Annotated in this window: 20 protein-coding genes; 9 read left to right on the forward strand and 11 right to left on the reverse strand. The window is 56.8% G+C overall.

Annotation, left to right across the window (positions count from 1 at the left end; genetic code table 11):
- The first annotated feature begins 79 nt into the window (after positions 1-79).
- Complete coding sequence (locus tag G6L01_RS09625) at positions 80-1,294, forward strand: MFS transporter (RefSeq protein ID WP_070165065.1); 1,215 nt, start codon at positions 80-82, stop codon at positions 1,292-1,294.
- 79 nt (positions 1,295-1,373) lie between these two features.
- On the opposite strand, the gene G6L01_RS09630 is transcribed toward G6L01_RS09625, so the two are convergent.
- Positions 1,374-3,152, reverse strand: coding sequence for a methyl-accepting chemotaxis protein (locus G6L01_RS09630; RefSeq protein ID WP_070165066.1), 1,779 nt, complete (start codon positions 3,150-3,152; stop codon positions 1,374-1,376).
- Positions 3,153-3,544: 392 nt separating this feature from the next.
- Entirely contained in the window at positions 3,545-3,955 is a 411-nt protein-coding gene (locus tag G6L01_RS09635) for a winged helix-turn-helix transcriptional regulator (RefSeq protein ID WP_070165068.1), read from the reverse strand.
- A 240-nt stretch (positions 3,956-4,195) separates the two neighbouring features.
- On the opposite strand from G6L01_RS09635, the gene G6L01_RS09640 reads away from it, so the two are divergent.
- Entirely contained in the window at positions 4,196-5,071 is an 876-nt protein-coding gene (locus tag G6L01_RS09640; RefSeq protein ID WP_070165069.1) for an SDR family oxidoreductase, read from the forward strand.
- A gap of 131 nt (positions 5,072-5,202) precedes the next feature.
- On the opposite strand, the gene G6L01_RS09645 is transcribed toward G6L01_RS09640, so the two are convergent.
- Positions 5,203-5,955 carry a pyridoxine 5'-phosphate synthase gene (locus tag G6L01_RS09645; protein ID WP_070165070.1) on the reverse strand — a complete coding sequence of 251 codons (753 nt, stop codon included), beginning with the start codon at positions 5,953-5,955 and terminating at the stop codon, positions 5,203-5,205.
- A gap of 656 nt (positions 5,956-6,611) precedes the next feature.
- On the opposite strand from G6L01_RS09645, the gene G6L01_RS09650 reads away from it, so the two are divergent.
- A complete protein-coding gene (locus G6L01_RS09650) occupies positions 6,612-7,304 on the forward strand; it encodes a MerR family transcriptional regulator (RefSeq protein WP_070165072.1) in 693 nt (230 codons plus the stop codon).
- A gap of 40 nt (positions 7,305-7,344) precedes the next feature.
- On the opposite strand, the gene G6L01_RS09655 is transcribed toward G6L01_RS09650, so the two are convergent.
- Positions 7,345-8,475 (reverse strand): ATP-dependent DNA helicase, encoded by a 1,131-nt coding sequence (locus G6L01_RS09655; protein ID WP_070165073.1) that lies wholly within the window; start codon positions 8,473-8,475, stop codon positions 7,345-7,347.
- A gap of 48 nt (positions 8,476-8,523) precedes the next feature.
- Positions 8,524-9,117 (reverse strand): LysE family translocator, encoded by a 594-nt coding sequence (locus tag G6L01_RS09660; protein ID WP_070165074.1) that lies wholly within the window; start codon positions 9,115-9,117, stop codon positions 8,524-8,526.
- Between the two features lie 149 nt (positions 9,118-9,266).
- On the opposite strand from G6L01_RS09660, the gene G6L01_RS09665 reads away from it, so the two are divergent.
- On the forward strand, positions 9,267-10,112 hold the full coding sequence (locus G6L01_RS09665; RefSeq protein WP_070165075.1) for an aldo/keto reductase: 846 nt from the start codon (positions 9,267-9,269) through the stop codon (positions 10,110-10,112).
- Between the two features lie 18 nt (positions 10,113-10,130).
- On the opposite strand, the gene G6L01_RS09670 is transcribed toward G6L01_RS09665, so the two are convergent.
- From G6L01_RS09670 to G6L01_RS09680, 3 genes are all read right to left on the reverse strand, one after another.
- The gene (locus tag G6L01_RS09670; RefSeq protein ID WP_139190312.1) at positions 10,131-10,445 is read right to left on the reverse strand and encodes a hypothetical protein; all 315 of its coding nucleotides are present in this window, start codon (positions 10,443-10,445) and stop codon (positions 10,131-10,133) included.
- A 201-nt stretch (positions 10,446-10,646) separates the two neighbouring features.
- Positions 10,647-11,219: an acetolactate synthase small subunit gene (gene ilvN / locus G6L01_RS09675; RefSeq protein ID WP_015916441.1), complete on the reverse strand. Its 573-nt coding sequence runs from the start codon at positions 11,217-11,219 to the stop codon at positions 10,647-10,649.
- 20 nt (positions 11,220-11,239) lie between these two features.
- Positions 11,240-12,997 (reverse strand): acetolactate synthase 3 large subunit, encoded by a 1,758-nt coding sequence (locus G6L01_RS09680; RefSeq protein ID WP_070165077.1) that lies wholly within the window; start codon positions 12,995-12,997, stop codon positions 11,240-11,242.
- Positions 12,998-13,405: 408 nt separating this feature from the next.
- On the opposite strand from G6L01_RS09680, the gene G6L01_RS09685 reads away from it, so the two are divergent.
- Together G6L01_RS09685 and G6L01_RS09690 are read left to right on the forward strand one after the other, a co-directional pair.
- On the forward strand, positions 13,406-15,487 hold the full coding sequence (locus G6L01_RS09685; RefSeq protein ID WP_420359970.1) for an ATP-binding protein: 2,082 nt from the start codon (positions 13,406-13,408) through the stop codon (positions 15,485-15,487).
- A gap of 3 nt (positions 15,488-15,490) precedes the next feature.
- On the forward strand, positions 15,491-16,612 hold the full coding sequence (locus tag G6L01_RS09690) for a rhomboid family intramembrane serine protease (protein WP_070165080.1): 1,122 nt from the start codon (positions 15,491-15,493) through the stop codon (positions 16,610-16,612).
- 102 nt (positions 16,613-16,714) lie between these two features.
- Here G6L01_RS09690 and G6L01_RS09695 read toward each other — a convergent pair whose 3' ends face one another.
- A complete protein-coding gene (locus G6L01_RS09695) occupies positions 16,715-16,972 on the reverse strand; it encodes a hypothetical protein (protein WP_070165081.1) in 258 nt (85 codons plus the stop codon).
- A gap of 198 nt (positions 16,973-17,170) precedes the next feature.
- Between G6L01_RS09695 and G6L01_RS09700 the strand changes: the two genes are divergently transcribed.
- Positions 17,171-17,878 carry a hypothetical protein gene (locus G6L01_RS09700; RefSeq protein ID WP_139190313.1) on the forward strand — a complete coding sequence of 236 codons (708 nt, stop codon included), beginning with the start codon at positions 17,171-17,173 and terminating at the stop codon, positions 17,876-17,878.
- A 36-nt stretch (positions 17,879-17,914) separates the two neighbouring features.
- On the opposite strand, the gene miaA is transcribed toward G6L01_RS09700, so the two are convergent.
- Complete coding sequence (gene miaA, locus G6L01_RS09705; protein ID WP_070165083.1) at positions 17,915-18,808, reverse strand: tRNA (adenosine(37)-N6)-dimethylallyltransferase MiaA; 894 nt, start codon at positions 18,806-18,808, stop codon at positions 17,915-17,917.
- Between miaA and serB the strand changes: the two genes are divergently transcribed.
- Positions 18,807-19,697 (forward strand): phosphoserine phosphatase SerB, encoded by an 891-nt coding sequence (gene serB, locus G6L01_RS09710; RefSeq protein WP_070165084.1) that lies wholly within the window; start codon positions 18,807-18,809, stop codon positions 19,695-19,697. The genes miaA and serB overlap by 2 nt on opposite strands.
- A 9-nt stretch (positions 19,698-19,706) precedes the next feature.
- Positions 19,707-20,273, forward strand: coding sequence for a GNAT family N-acetyltransferase (locus G6L01_RS09715; RefSeq protein WP_070165085.1), 567 nt, complete (start codon positions 19,707-19,709; stop codon positions 20,271-20,273).
- Between the two features lie 62 nt (positions 20,274-20,335).
- Here the strand turns inward: G6L01_RS09715 and G6L01_RS09720 are convergent, their stop codons facing one another.
- Positions 20,336-21,904 (reverse strand): Do family serine endopeptidase, encoded by a 1,569-nt coding sequence (locus tag G6L01_RS09720; RefSeq protein ID WP_420359835.1) that lies wholly within the window; start codon positions 21,902-21,904, stop codon positions 20,336-20,338.
- Positions 21,905-22,163 lie beyond the last annotated feature (259 nt).

Below are 22,163 nucleotides of genomic sequence, written 5' to 3' on the forward strand. Positions count from 1 at the left end.
CCATTCAACAGTCGCCACTCACAACAGTACCATGGCATCCTCCCAAGACCATGGCGCCCCAAGCCGAAAAGCAACCACAATGACCCTTTCCAGCCCGCTCTTGCGGCATGACGCCGAACACGCCCTTTCGCCGATATTGACCTTTATTTTCGCCCTGGCCTGCGGGCTTATCGCCGCCAATCTCTATTACGGCCAGCCGCTGGCCGGACCGATCAGCGCGGATTTGGGGTTCTCACCCCAGGCGACCGGCCTGATCGTCACCCTCACTCAGCTTGGTTACTGTCTGGGCCTTTTGCTGCTGGTGCCGCTGGGTGACCTGATCGAAAACCGCAAGCTGGTGCTCATCCTGATTGGGCTTGCCGCGCTGGCCCTGCTGGGCGGCGCGCTTTCGACCTCGCCGGGTCTTTTCCTGCTGGCCTGCCTTGGCATTGGCCTTGCCTCCGCAGCCGCCCAGGTTCTGGTGCCGTTTGCCGCCAGCATGGCACCGGACGCCTCACGCGGGCGGGTTGTCGGCAATGTCATGAGTGGCCTGCTCTGCGGCATCATGCTGGCCCGGCCCATTGCCAGCTTCATCGCCGAGGCATCGTCCTGGCATGTCATCTACGTGCTTTCGGCGGTTGCCATGATCGGGCTGATGGTGGTGCTCGGCATGACCCTGCCCCGCCGCCAGCCGCATGCGCAGATCGGCTACGGCGCGCTGCTGTCCTCCATGGCCCATATGGCGCTCACCAACCGTGTACTCCAGCGCCGGGCGCTTTATCAGGCCGGGATGTTTGGTGCCTTCAGCCTGTTCTGGACCACGACGCCCTTGCTGCTGTCAGGCCCGCATTTTGGCCTGAGCCAGAATGGTATCGCGCTGTTTGCACTCGCCGGAGCATCCGGTGCCATCGCCTCACCCATTGCCGGACGAATGGCTGATCGCGGCCTGACCCGGCAAATTTCTATCGGTGCCATGGTCATGGGCATCGCTGCGTTCCTGCTTGGCCGTTATGCTATTGAAACCTCCCCGATCACCGGCGTGATCTGCCTGACACTCGCGGCTATTACCCTGGATTTCGGCGTGCAAGCCAATCTAATCAGCGGCCAGCGCATCATCTATTCGATGACAGCCGCCCATCGCAGCCGGCTCAATGGCATCTATATGGCGACATTCTTTCTTGGCGGAGCGCTTGGCTCAGCCATCGGCGGCTGGGCCTACGCAACAGGCGGATGGTCGCTGACCGCCTGGATCGGCCTTTGCTTTCCCGCCGCCTCGCTTGTGCTGCTGCTGACGGAAGGGCGGCAAACGGCCTAGAGTCTAACGAGACGAATAGGAAGCGCCGTACGTTTTATAAACGCACGGCGCTATACCGGTTTAAATTTATTCAGCTTTTTTAAAACTCGCTCCACCCGCCGCTGGATTGAGATGCGACGGAACCCGCCACCTTCGACATCAATTCCCGTGCGGGCGAGGTCGTGGGCCGATGAACTGATGTCGCCGCGCCGAGCTGGCGTGATGAAGGTCTCATGCCGGTTCCACCCAGCTGGAACTTTTCAATCAACTCACGCAGACGCGCCGTTTCCTGGGCAAGCGATGCACCGGCAGCATTTGTCTCTTCCACCATCGCCGCGTTTTGCTGCGTCACCTGGTCCATCTGGTTGACGGCCGCATTGACCTCGGAAAGCCCGGTGGCCTGCTCACGCGCTGAACTGGTAATGGCTTCCATATGCTCATTGACCGCAACAATATTCTGCTGGATCGTTCGAAGCGCCTCGCCCGTTTCGCTCACCAGCCTTACCCCGGTGCTGACCTCGTTTGAAGAATTACGGATCAGTTCCTTGATTTCCTTGGCTGCCTGGGCAGAGCGCTGCGCCAGTTCGCGCACCTCTTGCGCGACCACGGCAAAGCCCTTGCCGGCTTCTCCGGCACGAGCGGCCTCAACACCGGCATTCAGCGCCAAAAGATTGGTCTGGAAGGCGATTTCGTCGATCACCCCAATGATGTTGGAAATCTGATTGGACGAATTCTCAATGCGTGACATCGCGCCAACCGCATCCTCGACAACCTTTGCAGAGCGCACCGCATTGTCGCTGGCCGTCGATGCCGAATGACGGGCTTCTTCTGCCCGCTTTGAGGCATTCGAGACATTGACGGTAATTTCGTCAAGCGCCGCAGCGGTCTCTTCCAGGGAGGCGGCCTGCTGCTCGGTCCGCTTCGACAGATCTTCGGCGCTCTGGCTGATTTCGCGCGTGCCATTGTCGATCTGGCTGGTTGAATGCGACACCGCGCCAAGCGTGTTGCGCATCTGAAGCAATGCATCATTCATCGTGCGGCGCAGTTCTTCAAAATCAGGCGCAAACGGGTTGTCCAGAGTGAAGGTCAGATCACCCTGCGCCAGCCGCGTCAGGGCAGCGCCAATCGCATTGACCGCATTCACCCTTTCCGTCACATCGGTGGCAAATTTGACGACTTTTGTAACCTTGCCCTCGGCGTCCAGGATCGGGTTATAGGCGGCATTGATAACCACCTTTTTTCCATTCTTGCCGTAGCGAATGAATTCTGCCGATTGAACTTCTCCGCGGCGCAAACCAGCCCAGAACTCCTGGTAAGCGGAGGACTTTGCATATTCGGGGTCAACCAGCATGCTGTGGTGACGACCCTTTATGTCGTCCAGTTTATAATCAATGGCTTTGAGGAAGTTTTCGTTGGCGCTAACAATTTCCCCGTCCGTGGTAAACTCGATAATGCCTTGAGAACGGCTGATAGCCGCCATCTGCCCCTGATAATCCAGGTTTTGCAATCGCTCCTTGGCATTGGCCCATTCAACAACAAAACCGGTTGTTTTTCCACTTTCGCGCAAAGGCGTAACGATGAGATCGAAGGCGCGGTGACCCACCCAGATCGTTGCCCGGTGCTGCGTTTTGAGGGCAGCCAGCATATTGCGCTGATGGGAGGGGTTCTTGTGGAAAATATCGATATTGCTGCCAATGAGTTTGCTGAAATCGAAGCGCGGAAGTTCTTTTTTTAACTCCGACTCGGCATCCTTGAGCAAATCCTTAAGCGATTCGTTCATATATCGAATATTCAGGTTCACGTCGGAGACCATAATATTGGCTGTAATCAGTTTTAAGGCTTGGGTTTGCATCCGATTTATACTGGGGTTCCCGAACATAATTTAGTCCCTCTCAGAATATTTATGGAAGGCACGAAAATATGCTCTGTTCCGCACAGAGCTTCACGAAATCCGACCAAAATGACATTGCCAGCATAAGATGCAATCAAAAACCCATATATTTTATTAAAATTTTATAATATTCGGAATAATATATCTTAAAGCATCACTCCCATCTGAGCCTCTCGCTGGATTTTCATTTCAAAATGAGCTCGATGGGCTCCGAAGCCCGCTTTACCCTCGTGCAAATGCGGTTTTATTTCAGCGCTAACGGCCTGTTTCGAAAACGTAGAAACGCTTCGTATCCTTGCTTTGTAGCATTTCCAGATGCCAAACCACGACGGACTATGCTTGGGGCGAAAGTGCCTTAAATGTTCGGCTTGCATCCATCTTCAAACATTCTGCCTATCGAAACGGGCGCGAGCCTCAACCACGCGAGCATGGTTATCGATGGCAAACTCCACCAGATATTTAAGTGAAAATACCAGCTGCTCACCCATCTCCGTCAGTCCATATTCAACGCTGGGCGGCTTGGTGGGAAAGACCTGCCGGTGAACGTAACCATCACGTTGCAGATCTCTCAGGGTCTGAGTCAGCATGCGCTGGGAAATATCAGGCACCAGGCGTCGAAGCTCCCCGAAACGATAGGGTTTCTCGGCAAGCGAGCCTAGAATGAGCGTCGACCATTTGTCGCCAACATGGGAAATAACCGAGCGCACAGGACAATTGTCTTCGGCGCGCTTGCTTTTATTAGGGGCCCTCACCGTTGCCTCCAATGGAGCCCGCTGCATGGCATCGTTCATGATGGTACCCTTTCTGTAACCAAAGGCGCGAAAACTGCCTTCTTTACAGCAGTTTCAAAAAGCTGATTATAGCGCTGGTCTCATATTGAGAGCAACAAAATAGTCGGATATGAAGCGCTTACGGTGCCGTGCGGTTTGTAAAATACGCAAAGGACGCTGTAACACTTTATATCCGCTGGATAATTTTCCCTTCAACCAATTCCGGTTCAGGGAATTATGCAGTAGCCAGGATAGAGAAATATGACCAAAATACTGATTACCGGAGCCTCCGGAAAGCTTGGAAGACTTGTCATCAACCATTTGCTGGAAAGCCAGCATGTTGCCGCCGCTGATATCGTCGCCGCCAGCCGCAACCCGTCGGGTCTGGCGGATCTTGCCGCAAAGGGCATCGAAACGCGACGAGCCGACTTTACCGATACGGCATCGCTTGACCACGCCTTTTCCGGTATCGACCGGCTCCTGATCATTTCCACCGATGCCATCGGTTCGCGCATTGATCAACACAAGGCAGCGATTGCCGCCGCCACCAATGCCAAGGTCGGCCGGATTTTTTACACATCCATGCCAAATCCAGAGACATCCAAGATCCTGTTTGCTCCCGAACATGTGCAGACCGAACAGGCCATCAAGGCTTCCGGCCTTGCCTATACGATTTTGCGCAACAACTGGTACATGGAAAATCTGTTCCTGACGCTGCCATCGGCGCTGGCCAGCGGCCAGTGGTATACATCCGCCGGCGAGGGCAAGACCGCCTATATCGCTCGGGAAGACATTGCCCGCGCCATCGCCAGCACCCTGGCCAAGCCTGTGGCCGAAAACATCATCTATACGCTCAGCGGCAGCCGCGCCTACAGCAATAAGGAAATTGCCGCCCTGGCCGAAAAAGCCACAGGCAAGCCGCTTGCCGTGGTCGACATCACCGACCAGCAGCTGGAAGAGGGCATGGTCGCTGCCGGCGTTCCCAAACCCGTAGCGCCGGTGTTCGCCTCAATCGATACGGCCACACGCGCTGGCGACCTGGATGTGGTAACCGATGAGGCGCAAAGCTTGTCGGGCCATCCATTGCTGCCGCTACAGGCCTTCATGGAAGCGAACAAAGCCTCCCTTATCGGCTGATCGAGCCATATCAACCATCCGGCACAGGCTCTCGTAGCCTCAGAATGACGCCAGGCAATCTCTGCTCAGCATGGCGTCATTCTGGATGGCACATCTGGAATATATAGAACTGTATAAGTGGCGCCTGGACTTCAGACCAACTCGCCACCGGCCCGACGAAAACGCCGGACGGTTTCGGCCATGCCGAATTCCAGCGCGTCCGCCGTCAGCGCATGACCGATAGACACCTCGGCCAGGAAGGGAATCCGCTCCGCCAGCGCAGGGAGGTTGGCGACTGTCAGGTCATGACCACCATTCACGCCCATGCCCAGAGCATGCGCCGCATCCGCCGTAGCCCCCAGAAGCGCAAGTTCCCGAGCCGCTTTTTCCGGCGCGTCGTAGCAGCTGCCATATGGCCCCGTGTAAAGCTCGATCCGGTCGGCGCCGGTCGCCTTGGCCGTGGCAACCGCCTGCGCATTCCCATCGCCATCAGCAAACAGGGAAACCCGCATGCCCGCCGCCTTCAATCGTGCAACGACATCTGTCAAAAACACTTGATGCGCGGCGAAATCCCAGCCATGATCAGAGGTGGCCTGAGACGGGTCATCCGGAACCAAAGTCACCTGCTCCGGCTGCACCTCTTCGCATAGCTGTAGAAAATCTTCGCTGGGATAACCCTCGATATTGAACTCGGCCTTTGGAAACTCGTCATCGATCAACGCCCGCAGCAGCGGCAGATCGCTGAACCGGACATGCCGCTGATCGGGCCGCGGATGAACCGTCAGGCCTTGAGCACCCGCCTGAAGCGCCAGGCGACCAAAATGCCGGACATCCGGCCAGGGAAGATCACGCCGGTTACGCAGCATGGCGATGGCATTGAGATTGACGGATAATTTTGCTGGCATTGGCGAAACCCGTTTTCTTGCTGCGGCGCTCAAAGTCCGCACTCAGACGGTCATCGCCGTCCACCCACTTCTGTAAAACCTTGGCGCAGAAAAGACCAACGAGATTATGCAATAAATCGATGGAAATTGATGATCGGTCGCTAGAACTTGCTGGATAATACCAAGGGTCATTGAAAATGCCTCTTGGTATTCCCTTTGCACTCGCCTTCAAGGCGAGGATGTGCGAGCATCTTCGATGCCTTGGTACAAAACAGGGACTTGCTGTGCTGGCCGCTATTTTGGGCCAACCGAACCGTAAATCCATCCAGCATGAACAGCACCGACAAAACTTGAAGGCGCGATCGAATCTCCACGCCAGGAAAATAATATCGAGGAAAACATCCGAAGCCCTGAAAACCATGGGTTTGAATTTTAGTAAAATTGATGATAACATTGCAAACAAGAGTTTAGATCGATAATCTTTAGATCGGACATCATCGCATTTTGGAAATTCTTTGGCGGGGGCGTCAAGTATTTCCAGGTTTCGAACATCAAGCAGCTACATCTTATGGGTAGAGATATAGAATATTGCAACTCATGGATGGATCAACAGAGAACGATATTGGAACGAATTGAAAATATTTCCCGACATTATCGGGAAAAGGGGGACTTATCGCATGGCAGGCCAACCCGAGTTTCTTGACGTTACAGAATCCATCACTCATGCCTTGAAAGCAGGTCTTGCCATGATGCCGGATCTGCCTTTGCCCGAGGATCTACCACCGGAGCCGGTGGCAATTTCCGAAATGGCCAATCTGTTTGGCGTCACCCACAGGACCCTGCATTTTTATGAGGAAAAAAATCTCCTCTCCTCAAGCCGCATGGGGCTGATGCGGGTCTATTATCATCGTGACATTATCCGCATGGCCCTGATCAACACCTGCCGGGAAATCGGCATGCCGATTGCCGCCATTCAGGACCTGTTTGCCGAACTGAACGGCACCCTCACACAGGCGCAAGCCAATGAACTTCTCAACGCGGCGCTGGAGGCACGAAAACGGGAATTGATTGCATCGCAATCGATGATGTTCCGCCAGATCGAGCAAATCAACAGCCTTCTCACCCGCGAAGATGACCAGAACGAAACAGAGATACCGCCACTGCGCCATGGCATCGATCTGACCGAACTGGAACATCAATGCCTGTCGCTGATGGCGGAAGGCTATACCCAGGTGCGGGTGGCGCGAACCATGCAAATGACCTTTGAAGCTGTTATCGCGCTGGAAGCCAGCATCATGCGCAAGGTCCAGGCGACAAACCGGTTCCAGGCGGTGGCAAAAGCGGTTCTGCTTGGCATCGTCGCCAATTAGCAAAGCCAGCCACTACCGGCCCCCCTTACCGGACGCCCCCTTACCGCACAATGGTCAGCGTCTCCGCCGCACGGGTTACGGCGGTATAGAGCCACCGTTCGCGCGTATCACGAAACGCCCAGCTTTCATCAAACAGCACGACATTGTTCCACTGCGAGCCCTGGGCCTTATGCACCGTCAGCGCATAGCCGTAATCGAACTCGTCATAGCGCTTGCGCGTCGTCCAGGGAATGTCAGTCTCGACGTCTTCGAAGGCCGCTTTCAGCAGCTTGATTTTGGCCGCACCGCGATCCATGTCGTCGTCTTCCGGCTTGATCAGCAGGTTCATGCCGGGCTTCACCGTCTCCCGCGACGAGGTCATCACCTGCCAGAGCGAGCCGTTCAGAAGACCCTTGACCTGATCGTTGCGCAGGCAGACCAGCTTGTCACCCGATTGCGGGTAATCGGCGGTAAAGCCCTTCAACTCGCGCAGCCGCTTGTTATAGCGCCGCCGGGTTTTGTTGGTGCCAACCAGAACCTGATCGCAATTCAGCACCAGATCCTGCGTCACTTCGTTCTTGGAAATCACCCGCGCGGTGCTGCCATAATCGCCATGCATGATTTCCTTGCCTTCGCGGATCTGCATGGCCAGTTGGATGATCGGATTGTCGCGGGCCTGGCGATGAATATCCGTCAGCAGATAGTCCGGCTCCTGTTCAGTAAAGAACCCGCCGCCTGTCACCGGCGGCAACTGGCCAGGATCGCCCAGCACCAGAATCGGCGTGCCGAAGCTCATCAGGTCGCGGCCAAGCTGCTCATCGACCATTGAGCATTCGTCGATGACGATCAGCGCAGCCTTTGCCACCGGGCTTTGACGGTTGACGGAAAACATCGGCGTCATCGAGGTCTTGCCGGTTTCCTCGTCCGACACCTCCTCTTCGCCACGCGGACGATAGATCAGCGAGTGAATGGTGCGCGCCGTCGTCGCCCCGCGCGAGCGCAAGACCTGCGCCGCCTTGCCGGTAAAGGCTGCAAACAACACATCCCCATCGACATTCTCGGCAAAATGCCGGGCAAGCGTGGTCTTGCCGGTTCCGGCATAGCCGAACAGACGGAAAACCGGGGTCTTCCCCTCCTTCAACCATTTGGCAACGGCCTTGAGAGCTTCATCTTGTTGAGGTGCAAATTCCATAGCGAGGAAATGCGCGGATTCGCAGGGCAAAAGCAAGAACAAAGCGCTTTATGCCAGCATAGGCCACAGGCTTACGACCAGCAGCAAGGCCATGGTGATATTGAACCACTTCAACCGCACCGGATCGGACAGCCATTCCCGCAGCACTGAACCGAATCCCGCCCAGGCCGAGACGCTCGGCACATTCACCAGCGCAAACACCAGGCCGACCAGAAAGACCGTGAACCAATAGAATTCCGGATTGGTATAGGTCGCCATCGCCGTGACAGCCATGACCCAGGCCTTGGGATTGATCCATTGAAAACCCGCTGCGGCGAGAAAGGACATCGGTGCGGCCTGCGCCTTGCCTTCGCTGAGGCTGCGTGATGAGCCGATCTTCCAGGCAATCCACAGCAGATAGAGACCACCGGCAATTTTCAGCCCGTGATACAGCACGGGCACTGCCGCAAGCAAGGCGCCCAACCCCAGGCCAACGCCGATTAACAGCGTGAAAAATCCAGCACCAATGCCAAGCATATGCGGCACAGTCCGCAGAAAGCCGAAATTTACCCCTGACGCAAACAGCATCATATTGTTCGGTCCCGGCGTAATCGACGTGGTGAACGCAAAGAGGATCAAGGCGACAAGCGTTTCGGGTGTCATGAAAATGGTTCCGGTTCAACAGTAGGTCAATATAGCTGACCTATCATCTCCGTCCATCAGCAGATTGTATCGGTGACATCATTTACAGTTCCCAACTTGCCCGTTCCAACCACGCTGCTATCCTGACCGAACACTTTGGGAGCCAGATCATGAACGATACCCTTCCGACGATTACCCTGCCTTCCGGCCAGATCGTGCCAGCACTTGGCCTTGGCACCTGGATGATGGGTGAGAATTCGGCCGCGGAAAAAGATGAAATCGCCGCCGTGAATCATGCCCTCGATCTCGGCATGACAGTGATCGACACCGCTGAAATTTACGCGGATGGCGGCTCGGAGCGAATTGTCGGACAAGCCCTGAAAACCCGCCGCAACGATTCCTTCCTGGTCTCGAAGGTTGCGCCATGGAACGCCAGCCGCGACGGCACGATGAGCGCTTGCGAAGGGAGCCTCAAACGGCTCGGCACCGACTGCCTTGATCTCTATCTGCTGCACTGGCGCGGCGAACACCCGTTGGCGGACACGGTCGATGCATTTGAGACATTGAAACGTCAGGGCAAAATCAAAGCCTGGGGCGTCTCGAATTTCGATGTCGATGATATGGAGGAACTGTTTGCCGTAGAGAACGGCGCAAACTGCCAAGTCAACCAGATCCTCTACAATCTGAGCCGCCGTGGCGTGGAATATGATCTTCTGCCCTGGTGTCAGGAGCGCGGCATCGCCATTATGGCCTATTCGCCGATCGAACAGGGACGACTACTCAAACACCCCGAGCTGATCCACGTGGCAAAGGCCAATCAGGCAACGCCTGCGCAAGTGGCGCTTGCTTTTCTGCTTGAGCGCGACAACGTTTTGCCAATTCCGAAGACTACAGCCACAACCCGTATCGAAGAAAACCGTGGATCGGTCGATCTAGAACTAACGGATGAGGATCTCGCACGGCTCGATGCTGCGTTTCCACCACCGCAACGAAAGCAGCCGCTGGAAATGCTGTGATCGAAACAACTATACGCATCAGCCCTTCAAGCAGGCCTGCAAACTTACCTGGTTGGCCTCTTCGCCATCCGCACCATAGGCATCGTAGCAATCCAGCGCCCATTCACTCGATCCGTCGTCACCAAGAGCGCTTTGCTCGTCATGCGGCGGTTCTTGCTCAAGGGGAAGGCGCGAGGTTTTAGGTAGTTTGACCTCGGCAAATGGATAATCGATCACCGGTGATGCACTGACAAAAGACGCCGATGGTATTTGGCGTTCAACAAGTCCCTTTGCCGCAAGACCAGCCGGAAGAGACAAGGATGCGATAAGTATTACGACTGTTGCTGCTTTCATGGCAGGCTCCCGTGTTTGGTAAGCCGTTAACGCGCCATTAGCACTTTTGTTCAAACCAGGGCGTAAAGAGAAAATCACAAGCCCGTGTAGTGCAGCCTACTTGTCAAGAGCAATGACCAAAGAGGGCTGGGGAAAAGCAAGGGCGCATCCGGATTGAGGCTGGATGCGCCCTCAAATAGTTCAGCACAAACAGGGTAGCAATCACATACCCTGCGAGCCGCGGTTCATCGCGGCAATACCGGTGCGGCAGACTTCGTTCAGCCCCAGCGGCTTCATGATCGACACAAACTGGTCGATCTTCGAGGACTTGCCGGTCAGCTCGAAAATGAAGTGATCAACCGTCGCATCCACCACCTTGGCGTGGAAGGCGTCGGCCAGCCGCAGCGTTTCGGCCCTCATCTCGCCGGTCGATACCACCTTAACCAATGCCACTTCCCGCTCGATTGGCCGCTCCTGGCCAAGCTGGCGGGCGCGCACGGTCAAATCCAGCACCCGGTGGACCGGCACAATCCGCTCCAGCTGCGCCTTGATCTGCTCCAGCACCAGTGGCGTGCCACGGGTGACGATGGTGATGCGCGACAGATGCGCCTCATGCTCTGTTTCCGAGACGGTCAGGCTTTCAATATTGTAGCCACGCCCGGAAAACAGGCCGATAACACGGGCGAGAACGCCCGGTTCGTTATCGACCAGCACGGACAGGGTATGACTTTCGACGGCAGCCGTTTCCGGGGAGATGAAATAAGCCGAACCGGTCGGTTGTAGGTGTGCGTTCATAACTCTTGCTCCTCCTGGTGTTAAACGAGCTGACGGCCCTTGGCATCGATGGCCGTTGCCACCGCATCGTCCGTCGCCTCGTCCGGCAACAGCATTTCGTTATGCGCCTTGCCCGATGGGATCATCGGGAAGCAATTGGCGAGGTTCGCCACCCGGCAATCGAAGATCACAGGCTTCTTGACGTTGATCATTTCCAGGATCGCGTCATCCAGTTGATCCGGCTTTTCACAGCGGATGCCGACCGCGCCATAGGCTTCCGCCAGTTTGACGAAATCAGGCATGGCTTCGGTATAGGAGTTGGACAGCCGGTTGCCATGCAGCAACTGCTGCCACTGGCGCACCATGCCCATATACTGGTTGTTGAGAATGAAGATCTTCACCGCAGCGTTATATTGCACGGCGCAGGACATTTCCTGAATACACATCTGGATCGAGGCATCACCCGCAATGTCGATGACCAGGCTTTCCGGATGGGCGATCTGCACGCCAATCGCCGCCGGGAAACCATAGCCCATCGTGCCGAGGCCACCAGAGGTCATCCAGCGGTTCGGCTGTTCGAAACCGAAATACTGCGCCGCCCACATCTGGTGCTGGCCAACCTCTGTCGTGATATAGGTGTCATGACCCAGCGTCAGCGCCGACAATCGCTCGATGGCGTATTGCGGCATGATCACATCCTTGGACGGCGTATAGGAGAAGGACTTGCGGGCCTTCCAACCGGCAACGCTGGCCTTCCATTCCGCCGTCTGGGCCGCATCCGGCTTTTTCGCCAAAGCCCGCCATTGACGCACCATGTCTTCGAGAACATGGGCGATGTCGCCGGTGATCGGAATATCGACGCGCACCGTCTTGTTGATCGAAGACGGATCGATATCGATATGGATCTTCTTGGAATTGGGCGAAAACGCATTGAGACGACCGGTGATGCGGTCGTCGAACCGCGCACCGATACAGACCATTACGTCGCAATCATGCATGGCCATATTGGCCTCGTAGGAGCCGTGCATGCCCAGCATGCCCAGCCAATTCTCGCCCGATGCCGGATAGCTGCCCAGGCCCATCAGGGTCGAGGTGATCGGAAAATCGGTGAGGCTGACCAGTTCCCGCAGCAGCTTGGAGGCTTCCGGCCCGGAATTGACCACACCGCCACCCGAATAGATCACCGGACGCCGGGCGCTGGCCATCAGCTCGACTGCGGCCTGGATCGCCTTGGAATCACCCTGCATTTTCGGCTGATAGCTGCGCTGGATCGTATGGTTTTCCGGCGGCGTATAGGTGCCGGTGGCAAATTGCACGTCCTTCGGAATATCGACGACGACAGGGCCGGGACGCCCCGTCTGGGCAATACGGAAGGCTTCATGAATGACCCGGGCCAGATCGTTGACATCCTTGACCAGCCAATTGTGTTTGGTGCAGGGACGGGTAATGCCAACCGTGTCGCATTCCTGGAACGCATCCGAGCCAATCAGCGTGGTCGGCACCTGGCCGGACAGGCAGACCAATGGAATGCTGTCCATCAGCGCGTCCTGCAAGGGCGTGACGGCATTGGTGGCGCCAGGGCCTGACGTGACCAGCATGACGCCTGCCTTGCCGGTGGAGCGGGCATAGCCTTCAGCTGCGTGGCCTGCACCCTGCTCATGACGCACGAGAATGTGCTGGATCTCATCCTGCTGGAAGATTTCGTCATAGATCGGCAGCACAGCGCCGCCAGGATAGCCGAATATATGCTCGACCCCGTTATCCTTCAGCGCCCTCAAAACAATTTCCGCGCCGGTCATCCTGTTATCTGTGCCAGTCATGTCTGCTCCCGATATTTCCCGAATGCTGCTGTTATCGTGATTTTGGCCATAAAAAAAGGCCCCTGGAAGGAGCCTGTCTGTCGCGCATGGGAGGCTATTGCCTGACGGTCACACCGTCATGCCCATGCGCGTACCCACCACGAGAAGAATGTTAAAATTGATCATGGGCAAAGTGATAGCCAGTCTGACAGCAAGCGTCAACGGCAAAAAGCCTGCAAATGCGGCAGGAGGCGCACATTTTCGAAGCATCTGCGCCCGTCTTGCCGACAAGACGATATACCGGATCTTAATAGCAGACGGCTACCATCGCTGGCCGGTCCCTTTGCCAACCGATCTTTTGCCAGCCCAATCTTTTACCGTCCCCGGTCCATCACAGATGAGCGCCTTTTGCAAAACCCTGATCTTCCATTTCCTGGCTCCGCTCTTTCCACCCCATCCGCCGGGCAGGATCGCCGTGACCAGATGACACCCGGCAATCGCTTTCTGGGACGTGTGGTTGCCTGCAATGGCGCACGCGCCACGATTGCCGCTACCGCCCAGGAAGGCGGCACCGACCTGACGTCGCTCTGGTCGGTCGGGCGGCTGATTTCCATTACCGTCGGGGAAAACCGTGTCGTCGCGCTGGTCTATGCCATGCGCACCGAAACCGGCCTGTGGAGCGAAGATCGGGATAACGGCTTCATCGTCGATGTCGAGCTGATGGGCGAGGTCTGCCGGGGGCCGGATGGAAGCGAAGTTTTTACCTCAGGCATTACTCAATATCCCTATCTCGGCGCCATTGCCCACCGCATCCGCGTCGCCGATCTGAAGCGGATCTACGATTCGAAAGAAGGCGGCAGTTGCAAGATAGGGCGCTTGAGCCAGGACGATTCCATCGACGCCACCATCCATATCCCTTCCATGCTCTCCAAGCATTTCGCCGTGGTCGGCTCTACCGGCGTTGGAAAATCCACCGCCGTGTCCTTGCTGCTGCATAAGGCAATTGCCGCCGATCCCAAGCTGCGGGTGCTGATCCTCGATCCCCATAATGAATTTGCCGCAGCCTTTGGCAATCAGGCCGTGGTGATCGACACCGACACGCTGGACCTGCCCTTCTGGCTGATGCGCCTCGATGAACTGACCGAAGTGCTCTACCGAGGCAGACCTGCCGTCGTCGAAGAACTGGATGTTTTGCGCGACCTGATTCCGGAGGCCAAACGCGCGTTTAAAGGCTCTGAAGCTGGCCTGACACGCCGCAGCGAGCGGGCTGGCTTTACCGCCGATACACCTGTTCCCTACCGACTGTCTGATCTGCTGGCCGCCATTGACGAGCGGATCGGCAGGCTGGAAGGCCGCGACGAAAAGCCCGCCCTGCGTTCGCTGAAAATGCGGATCATGTCGGCGGTCAACGATCCGCGCTATCGCTTCATGTTCTCCAGCAACACGATCAGCGATACGATCATGGAAACCGTCGCGCATATCTTTCGCGTGCCGGGCCATGGCAAGCCGATTTCCACGTTCCAGCTGGCTGGCATCCCATCTGAGATTGTCAATTCCGTCGCGTCGGTCCTCTGCCGCATGGCCTTTGAGCTGGCGCTCTGGTCGAACGGCGCGATCCACATGCTGGTGGTCTGCGAAGAAGCGCATCGCTATGTACCGGCAGACCCCAGCCTTGGGTTTTTCCCGACCCGGCAGGCCATTGCGCGGATTGCCAAGGAAGGCCGCAAATACGGCGTCTCGCTCGGCATCATCACTCAGAGACCGGGGGAGCTGGACCAGACGATCCTGTCGCAATGTTCGACCGTTTTTGCCATGCGGCTTTCCAACGACAGCGATCAGGCCATTATCCGCAAGGCCCTGCCCGACAGCTCAATCTCCGCCACCAGCTTCATTTCCTCAATAGGCAATGGTGAAGCGATTGCCTTTGGCGAAGCGATTGCCGTGCCGATGCGCATGCGGTTTGACCGGGTGGAGCAACGCCACCTCCCCAAAGCCAGCGGCAGCACGCTGGCACCCTCCGAAGACATGCCCGATAATATCGACCTCAGCGAAGTCATCTCACGGATGCGCGCCAGCGCTGAGCCGGATATTTCAGGCTTTCAACAGAGCTATCGCGTACCGGAGCCGGAAGCGTATAGACCGCCAGCTCCCAATCCTGAGCCGACCATCGCCAGCCCACTTGCCGAACCATTCCACGCCCCAACCGTCGAGCCGCCGGAAGCGCCACGCCCGATCCTGCCCAGCCCGCCCATCGAGCCCTACCGGCCCGACATGCTACCCGGCACCGAGCTTGGCACCTCACCCGCTGCACCCCGCCCCGAACCCGCCTCCGGCTTTCGCCCTGCCAGCGCCTATGCGGGCCTGCGCAAACCGGACGCCCAAACCCTGTTTGCCGCCGCCCCCTCGCCCGCTGTGCCTCCCAGGCGTGACACGGGCATGAGTTTGCGCGAGAGTATCTTGAAGAAGCCGCTGGGTGGGTTGAAGGATTGAGCGATGGACGAGATCGTGCCTGTTTCGAGCTCTAAGCAGAACTCAACGAGCTGTAAAATTCCGGTAGCGACATTAATTTTATGCGCAGTGTTTCTAATCGTGTTCAGGCTGCAAACGGAATGGGCATTCAGCCCTCAAGACAAGGCAGGCTTTGACCTCCAGACATTGGTCGCATTCGGGGCAGCCTCCAGAAACCTTGTCTTTTCAGGCGATTGGTTTCGGTTGCTGTCCGCGAACTTCATCACTGACTCAGTCACTCAACTGCTTCTCAATCTACCGTTCCTGATTTTCGCCGGGATGTCGCTCGAAAGGCATTTTGGCTCCATATGCTTTCTCGCGATTTTCTTCGGAGGCTGTATTGTCGGCACGTCGTTTTCCGTGCTCTTCGGCAATCCTGGAATTATCCACTTCGGTCCGATTGGCGGACTGACGGCAATCCTGATAGCGAGAAGCATTTCAGTGCCGCAAACACCTAGCTCCCCGTCCAGAGGGAAGCTATATCGGCAAGCTGCCTCGCGTGGCAGGTTGTTTCTCACAATCGGCCTTCCCATTATATATTTCAAGACAAACCCAGCGTCGTATTTCGGCAATATCATGGGTGGGGTCTGTATCGGAGTAGCCTGCGGCATCATTCTGCGGTGCAAATGGGACATCAAATACGCAGCGCGCGTCAGGAAAGCAGCATCGGCACTGGTCTTTGCAAACGCGGCAATGGCAGCTTATGCCATATACGCGGTTAATGCCGGATTTGGAGACTACGGATATCTGCACAGTATGGCCCCGGCCCAGGAAACTAGGCGGTTAATTGCGGACGCCCAAAAAGGCGGCACCCTTTATATAAAATCCTATCCTCTCGATCCGATCGGCTATGCCCTTATCGCCGATCATGCTCTTGGCGAACACGATTATCCGGCGGCTGAAAAATACGCCAGGAAGGGCTTATATATCGTTCAGCAGATCAACAGGCCCGAATTGCAGTCAACAAAAATGGTTATGCTCGCCGAACTTGCTCTCAGTCTGCGTGGAGAGAACAAAATGGACGACGCTAAGGAACAGGCTAGGATGCCGTGTTCTAGATGGACGAAAATTGGAAGGACGCTGCGAAAAGACAGCTTGTGTGGATAAAGTTTGTCAGGGAAAAGTGGAACCCGATTTTCCTGAAACGACAAACGAAAAAAGAGAAGTAAGAGCCGGATGTGACCATGTCAGGCTATTGCAGCATCCATTTCAGATGCGTCCATCCCGCTTCGCCGCCTCCACAAGCACGCTCAGATGCCGCTCGATCAGCGTCAGGAAAGCGATGGTGCCGCAGACCAGAGCTGCGACCAGTATACCTCCCAAACCACCGATGACAGCGCCTGGAATGGAAAGCTCACCGGTGTAATACATGCCACGCGTGGCGCCGGATGCGGTCGCAATAGTGATGATCAACAGAGCAAACATGATGTTGAGAGCGGAAAGCGTTCTCGCGAGGAAGCGATTCATGGGGACTCCGTCATTGGACACGGCGGACCTTTTACCTCATGGGCAGCGTGGGCGCAAAGGAAGTAGCCTTGGTATTCGCTATGAAATGACGCTCTGGAACTGCGCACATACGCATTTCCAGCGGACGACGTAACCAATGTCACAGACAAATCGATGGAAACAATTCTTGATTGCAGCAATGCAACAAAGGAGCTTTCCATGACATTCGATTCAAATGCAATTCACGGCTATAATCCGGCCTATCGTAATCTGGGAGCCGGTACACGCTTCAGTTCCTTTAACATGAGTCCGAATGGTCAAAGACCAGTGCAGTTCAGCAGCCAGCCGATTGCCGGGACCGGCTATCTGGATCACCAGGGGCATATCATTCCACAGAACAACTATCAGGCCCGGCTGATCGTCATTGCCCAGGCTGCCGATCATGCGATGCAGGGCCAGCCGGCATATGATCTGGCGACCCTTGATGCACAGTTGGCCATTCTCTTTCCCGGAATGAATTTCAACACAGTCACAACCTACATTCAGCAACGGCTGATTGTTGCAGGCGGCGCCGCTCCTGCAATCTTCGTCGATCCAACCGAGAACGATCCCCTCGAAAGGCTGAATGGATATTTTTCAGTCATCAACTGGAACCCCGTCAACATATGCCGGGCGCCGGATGACAATCACAGGAACAACTACCCGGGCAATGGTCCAGATAATGTCGTGGCGGCAAAATTGCTAACCGATCCGAACAATGCCGGCATCACACTGGATGCGAACTACCAGGGCTTCCTCCAGGCCAATATCGGCAATTTGCTTGGCAATGTCGATAACTTCATCACGGCCTGCAATGCCAGTCTCGCCAATGCGCCGATAGGCTTCTACAAATTCGGCTGGGCAACTCTGCTGACAGCAGTGCCATGACGACAAGCTGGCATATATGCCATCAATCGGAAAGGGTCAGCCGACCCTTTCCCAACTCTCATCCATCTGATTGCGAAACCAGGTCATCTGGCGCTTGGCATATTGCCGGGTAGCAGCACTGGCTTTTTCGATAACATCCTCTCGGCTGATCTCGCCCCTCAGCATGGCGGCGATCTGGGAGACGCCGATGGCCTTCATGGCGGGCATGTCCGGGGAGAGGTTCTGCGCCAGCAATGCCTCGACCTCTTCCACCGCGCCCTCATCCATCATCATCGCAAAGCGACGGTTGATGCGGTCATGGAGCAGTTTTCGATCCGGCAGGACAACCAGTTTCTTCGCCCGGCTCGGATCAACAATCATTGGCCCGGAGCGGGTTTGAAAGACGGAAATCGACTGGCCGGTGACCTCAAGCACCTCCAGCGCCCGGATGATCCGCTGGCCGTCGCGGGGGTCGAGCCTTGCCGCAACGGCCGGATCACGCAGTGTCAGGTCGTGATGCAGGCTTTCCGCCCCTTCCAGTCTTTCACGCTGGCGCAGGGCCCCGCGCACCGCCTCGGGTATGGCGGGCATGTCGGACAAGCCGCCGGTCAGCGCCTTGAAATACAGCCCCGTGCCGCCGACGATTACTGGCAACCGGTTTTGCGCCCGCAGGTCCTGCAGCAACATAGTCACGTCGCGCAGCCAGTTGCCGGTCGAATAGGCAGCGCCCGCCGCCACGTGACCGTAGAGGCGATGCGGCACGCCCTGCATATCCTCTTCGCTCGGGCGTGCAGTCACCACACGCAGCGTGTCATAGACCTGCATGCTGTCGGCATTGATCACCACGCCACCCGCCTCAGCCGCAAGCCTCAGCGCCAACGCGGACTTGCCGCTGGCGGTCGGTCCGGTTATCAGGATGCCATCAAAATTGTCATCAAGGTTGTTCATCATGGCTTTCGTTGCCACGCTTATTGCCAATCCGTCAAATCCTGTTCTGACCCCGGCACTTGCCGAGCAAGCCGCAGAAGCGGTTTCAGCCTCTGGCCTCTATTGGCTGGCGGATGGTGTAGCCTGCGACATCGCGCTGAAAGATGGCAGCGATCTTGACGCAACGGAAGAGACCTTACGCCAGGTGATAGCAGGTCACCCCATTGATCTCGCCATCCAACAGGCCGACACGCGCCGCAAGGCTTTCCTGATTGCCGATATGGATTCGACCATGATCGGCCAGGAATGCATTGATGAACTGGCCGCCGAAGTCGGTCTGAAGGACGAGGTCTCGCAGATCACCGCCCGCGCCATGAATGGCGAAATCGCCTTCGAACCGGCGCTGCGCGAACGCGTCGCTCTGCTGAAAGGCCTGCCCATTACCGTGGTCGATGAGGTGATTGCCAAGCGGATCACGCTCACCCCCGGCGGCCTGGAGCTGATCGCCACCATGAAGGCCAAGGGCTATTATACCGCGCTGGTCTCCGGCGGGTTTACTGTCTTCACCTCGAAAATTGCAGCCACCCTGGGCTTTGACGAAAACCGCGCCAATATCCTGCTGGAACAGGACGGAATATTGACCGGCGAAGTCGCCGAACCCATCCTCGGCAAGCAGGCCAAGGTGGATGCATTGCTGGATATCGCCAACTGTCTTGGGATATCGCCCGACGACACGATAGCCGTCGGCGACGGCGCCAATGATCTCGGCATGCTCGGAATCGCGGGCTCGGGCGTAGCGCTCCATGCCAAGCCCATGGTGGCGGCACAGGCGAAAATCCGCATCGACCATGGTGATTTGACGGCTTTGCTTTATCTTCAAGGCTACCGCAAGACCGATTTCATGACCCCTTGAGTTGAGGCTATGATTATTCTCGAAACCGACCGGCTGTTGTTGCGCCGATGGAAAGATAGCGACCGCAATCTGTTTCGGGAAATCAATGCCGACCCGAAGGTCATGCAGTTCTTCCCTTTTCGCCGCACCTATGAAGAAGCGGACCTGATGATGGAGCGCGTCAACAGGCTGATCGATGAGACCGGCCTGTGCTTTTACGCGGTCGAACTCAAGGAAACCGAAGAGCCCATCGGCTTTTGCGGATTGTCGGACGCGATGATGCCGGACATTCTGACTGAGGGCACAATAGAAATTGGCTGGCGTCTCGCCACCCGCTTCTGGGGCCATGGCTATGCGACGGAAGCAGCACGTGGTCTTCTCGGTTACGGTTTCGAGACCAAAGGCTTGGACGAAATCGTCTCCTTTGCGGTCGCCACCAACCACCGCTCCACCGCCGTCATGCAGCGGTTGGGCATGATCCGCGACCTGAACGGCGACTTCGTCCATCCGCGTGTCCCTGACACCCATCCGCATCTGAAACGGCATGTGCTCTACCGGATGACAAAACTGCGTTGGGCGTCCCAACACATCACTTGAAGCAGCGGATTCAAACTCTGAACCCGCCGCCATAGACCGCTGAATCGGCTCTCAAAAATACCCTATTCCAGCGGCACAGCCACGAAACGCAGATCGCCCTGCGGGGTTGCCACCATCAGGTGAATGGCACGGCGGCCATCGGATTTCAGCTTGTCGATTTTCTCCACCAAGGCTTCTGGCGTGGCGACGAATTCCTGCGCCACTTCGACGATCACCTCACCGGCTTTCAAGCCCTTCTGGTCAGCGGCGGAGCCCTGCTGCACATCGGTTATCAGCAGGCCCTCGACACTTTTGGCAATCGAATTGGCGGCTCGCTTTTCATCGTCCAGCGCCTCGACGCTCATGCCAAGGACCATGCCGCTGGCCGCTTCATCCGTGTCTTCGCTGTCACTGGCCTTCGGATCGGCCTGTTCACTGTCCTTGGCTTCCGTCGCCTTGTCGTCGGGCAATTGCGCCAACTTCACTTTCAGGGTCTCCCGCTTGCCGTCACGAAACACCACGACATCGATATCCTGATCAATGGGGCTTTCCGCGACCGTGCGCACCAGATCGCGGCTTTCAGCAATATCCTTGCCGCCGAAGGAAATAATCACGTCGCCGGTTTTGAGCGGCCCCTTGGCCACCGGACCGCCTTCAATAATGCTGCTGACCAGCGCACCCCGGCCCGGTTTAAGGCCTGCCGACTTGGCCAGATCATCCGGCACCGGCTGAATGCGCACGCCCAACCAGCCGCGCCGCGTCTCGCCAAAGTCGCGAAGCTGCTTGATGACGTTTTCGGCCAGTTCCGAGGGCACGGCAAAACCAATACCGATGGAGCCGCCACTCGGCGAAATGATCGCGGTATTGATGCCGATCACTTCACCATGCATGTTGAACAACGGGCCACCGGAATTGCCCTTGTTGATCGCCGCATCGGTCTGAATGAAATTGTCATAGGGACCGGCATTGATATTGCGGCCCCGGGCCGAAACGATGCCGAGCGTCACCGATCCACCAAGCCCGAAGGGATTGCCGATCGCCATCACCCAATCGCCGATCCGCATCACTTTCGAATCACCGAATTTTACCGCCGTCAGCGGTTCGGTCGGTTCAACCTTAAGCAGCGAAAGATCGGTCTTGGTATCGGTGCCGATCAGCTTGGCCTGCAATTTCGACCCGTCGGAGAAAATCACTTCGATATCATCGGCATTCTCGATGACATGGTTGTTGGTAACGATGTAACCAGCGGGATCGATGACAAAGCCGGAGCCGAGCGAATTGACCTTGTGGTTGCTGCCCTTGCCCTCGCGATTCTTGTAGAAATCCTCAAACAGATCCTCAAAAGGCGACCCTTTCGGCACCTGTGGCAGGGGCGCAGACTCGTCATCGTCGACATTCTGCGACGTCGCGATATTGACCACCGCACCGAGAAGCCCCTCGGCGAGATCAGCGACGGGTGCCGGACCGCCCTGCGCGGATCCAGGTGTTGCGGATGCACTAGGGCCGGAAGCAGGCGGCGATGGGGGAATCGGCGCTGCGGTCTTGACCTGCGCGAAGGCTGCCGTGCTCGTGGCCACAGGCCCAAAGCTGACCATGCCCCCGACGACAACAGAGGTCAGAAGGCGGGTGGCCGGTCCGCAACACTTGATCATAAGCTTCCTCATCGTGAGTTTCATTCCTACTCGCATCCGACCGATCATAGGACGCATGGCTACAAACCGAAACCGCCTTGCCGGGTTTGTTCACGCTATCTTGAGTATAGGGCGGCGTCATGGCGCGAAGTACCGTTTATACCCGCCCCCCAAAATGCTGAGGCATCGTCGTTTCGAAGGATTCGGCGATCTCAACTGCATCAGGCGGTTGAGATATGTGCAAATGACATACCCATAGAAAAGGGGCCGGCCCATAGAA

The sequence above is a fragment of the Agrobacterium vitis genome (assembly GCF_013337045.2).
GTDB lineage: Bacteria > Pseudomonadota > Alphaproteobacteria > Rhizobiales > Rhizobiaceae > Allorhizobium > Allorhizobium vitis_B.

Coding starts and splice junctions, on each gene's coding strand:
- miaA (WP_070165083.1), bottom strand. CDS start 18,808: ATGATGAACAACCTTGATGACAATTTTGATGGCATCCTGATAACCGGA.
- G6L01_RS09655 (WP_070165073.1), bottom strand. CDS start 8,475: ATGGAATTTGCACCTCAACAAGATGAAGCTCTCAAGGCCGTTGCCAAA.
- G6L01_RS09695 (WP_070165081.1), bottom strand. CDS start 16,972: ATGAATCGCTTCCTCGCGAGAACGCTTTCCGCTCTCAACATCATGTTT.
- G6L01_RS09720 (WP_420359835.1), bottom strand. CDS start 21,904: ATGATCAAGTGTTGCGGACCGGCCACCCGCCTTCTGACCTCTGTTGTC.
- G6L01_RS09635 (WP_070165068.1), bottom strand. CDS start 3,955: ATGAACGATGCCATGCAGCGGGCTCCATTGGAGGCAACGGTGAGGGCC.
- serB (WP_070165084.1), top strand. CDS start 18,807: ATGGCTTTCGTTGCCACGCTTATTGCCAATCCGTCAAATCCTGTTCTG.
- G6L01_RS09680 (WP_070165077.1), bottom strand. CDS start 12,997: ATGACCGGCGCGGAAATTGTTTTGAGGGCGCTGAAGGATAACGGGGTC.
- G6L01_RS09665 (WP_070165075.1), top strand. CDS start 9,267: ATGAACGATACCCTTCCGACGATTACCCTGCCTTCCGGCCAGATCGTG.
- G6L01_RS09645 (WP_070165070.1), bottom strand. CDS start 5,955: ATGCCAGCAAAATTATCCGTCAATCTCAATGCCATCGCCATGCTGCGT.
- G6L01_RS09715 (WP_070165085.1), top strand. CDS start 19,707: ATGATTATTCTCGAAACCGACCGGCTGTTGTTGCGCCGATGGAAAGAT.
- G6L01_RS09670 (WP_139190312.1), bottom strand. CDS start 10,445: ATGAAAGCAGCAACAGTCGTAATACTTATCGCATCCTTGTCTCTTCCG.
- G6L01_RS09640 (WP_070165069.1), top strand. CDS start 4,196: ATGACCAAAATACTGATTACCGGAGCCTCCGGAAAGCTTGGAAGACTT.
- G6L01_RS09650 (WP_070165072.1), top strand. CDS start 6,612: ATGGCAGGCCAACCCGAGTTTCTTGACGTTACAGAATCCATCACTCAT.
- G6L01_RS09690 (WP_070165080.1), top strand. CDS start 15,491: ATGGACGAGATCGTGCCTGTTTCGAGCTCTAAGCAGAACTCAACGAGC.
- G6L01_RS09660 (WP_070165074.1), bottom strand. CDS start 9,117: ATGACACCCGAAACGCTTGTCGCCTTGATCCTCTTTGCGTTCACCACG.
- G6L01_RS09700 (WP_139190313.1), top strand. CDS start 17,171: ATGACATTCGATTCAAATGCAATTCACGGCTATAATCCGGCCTATCGT.
- ilvN (WP_015916441.1), bottom strand. CDS start 11,219: ATGAACGCACACCTACAACCGACCGGTTCGGCTTATTTCATCTCCCCG.
- G6L01_RS09630 (WP_070165066.1), bottom strand. CDS start 3,152: ATGTTCGGGAACCCCAGTATAAATCGGATGCAAACCCAAGCCTTAAAA.
- G6L01_RS09625 (WP_070165065.1), top strand. CDS start 80: ATGACCCTTTCCAGCCCGCTCTTGCGGCATGACGCCGAACACGCCCTT.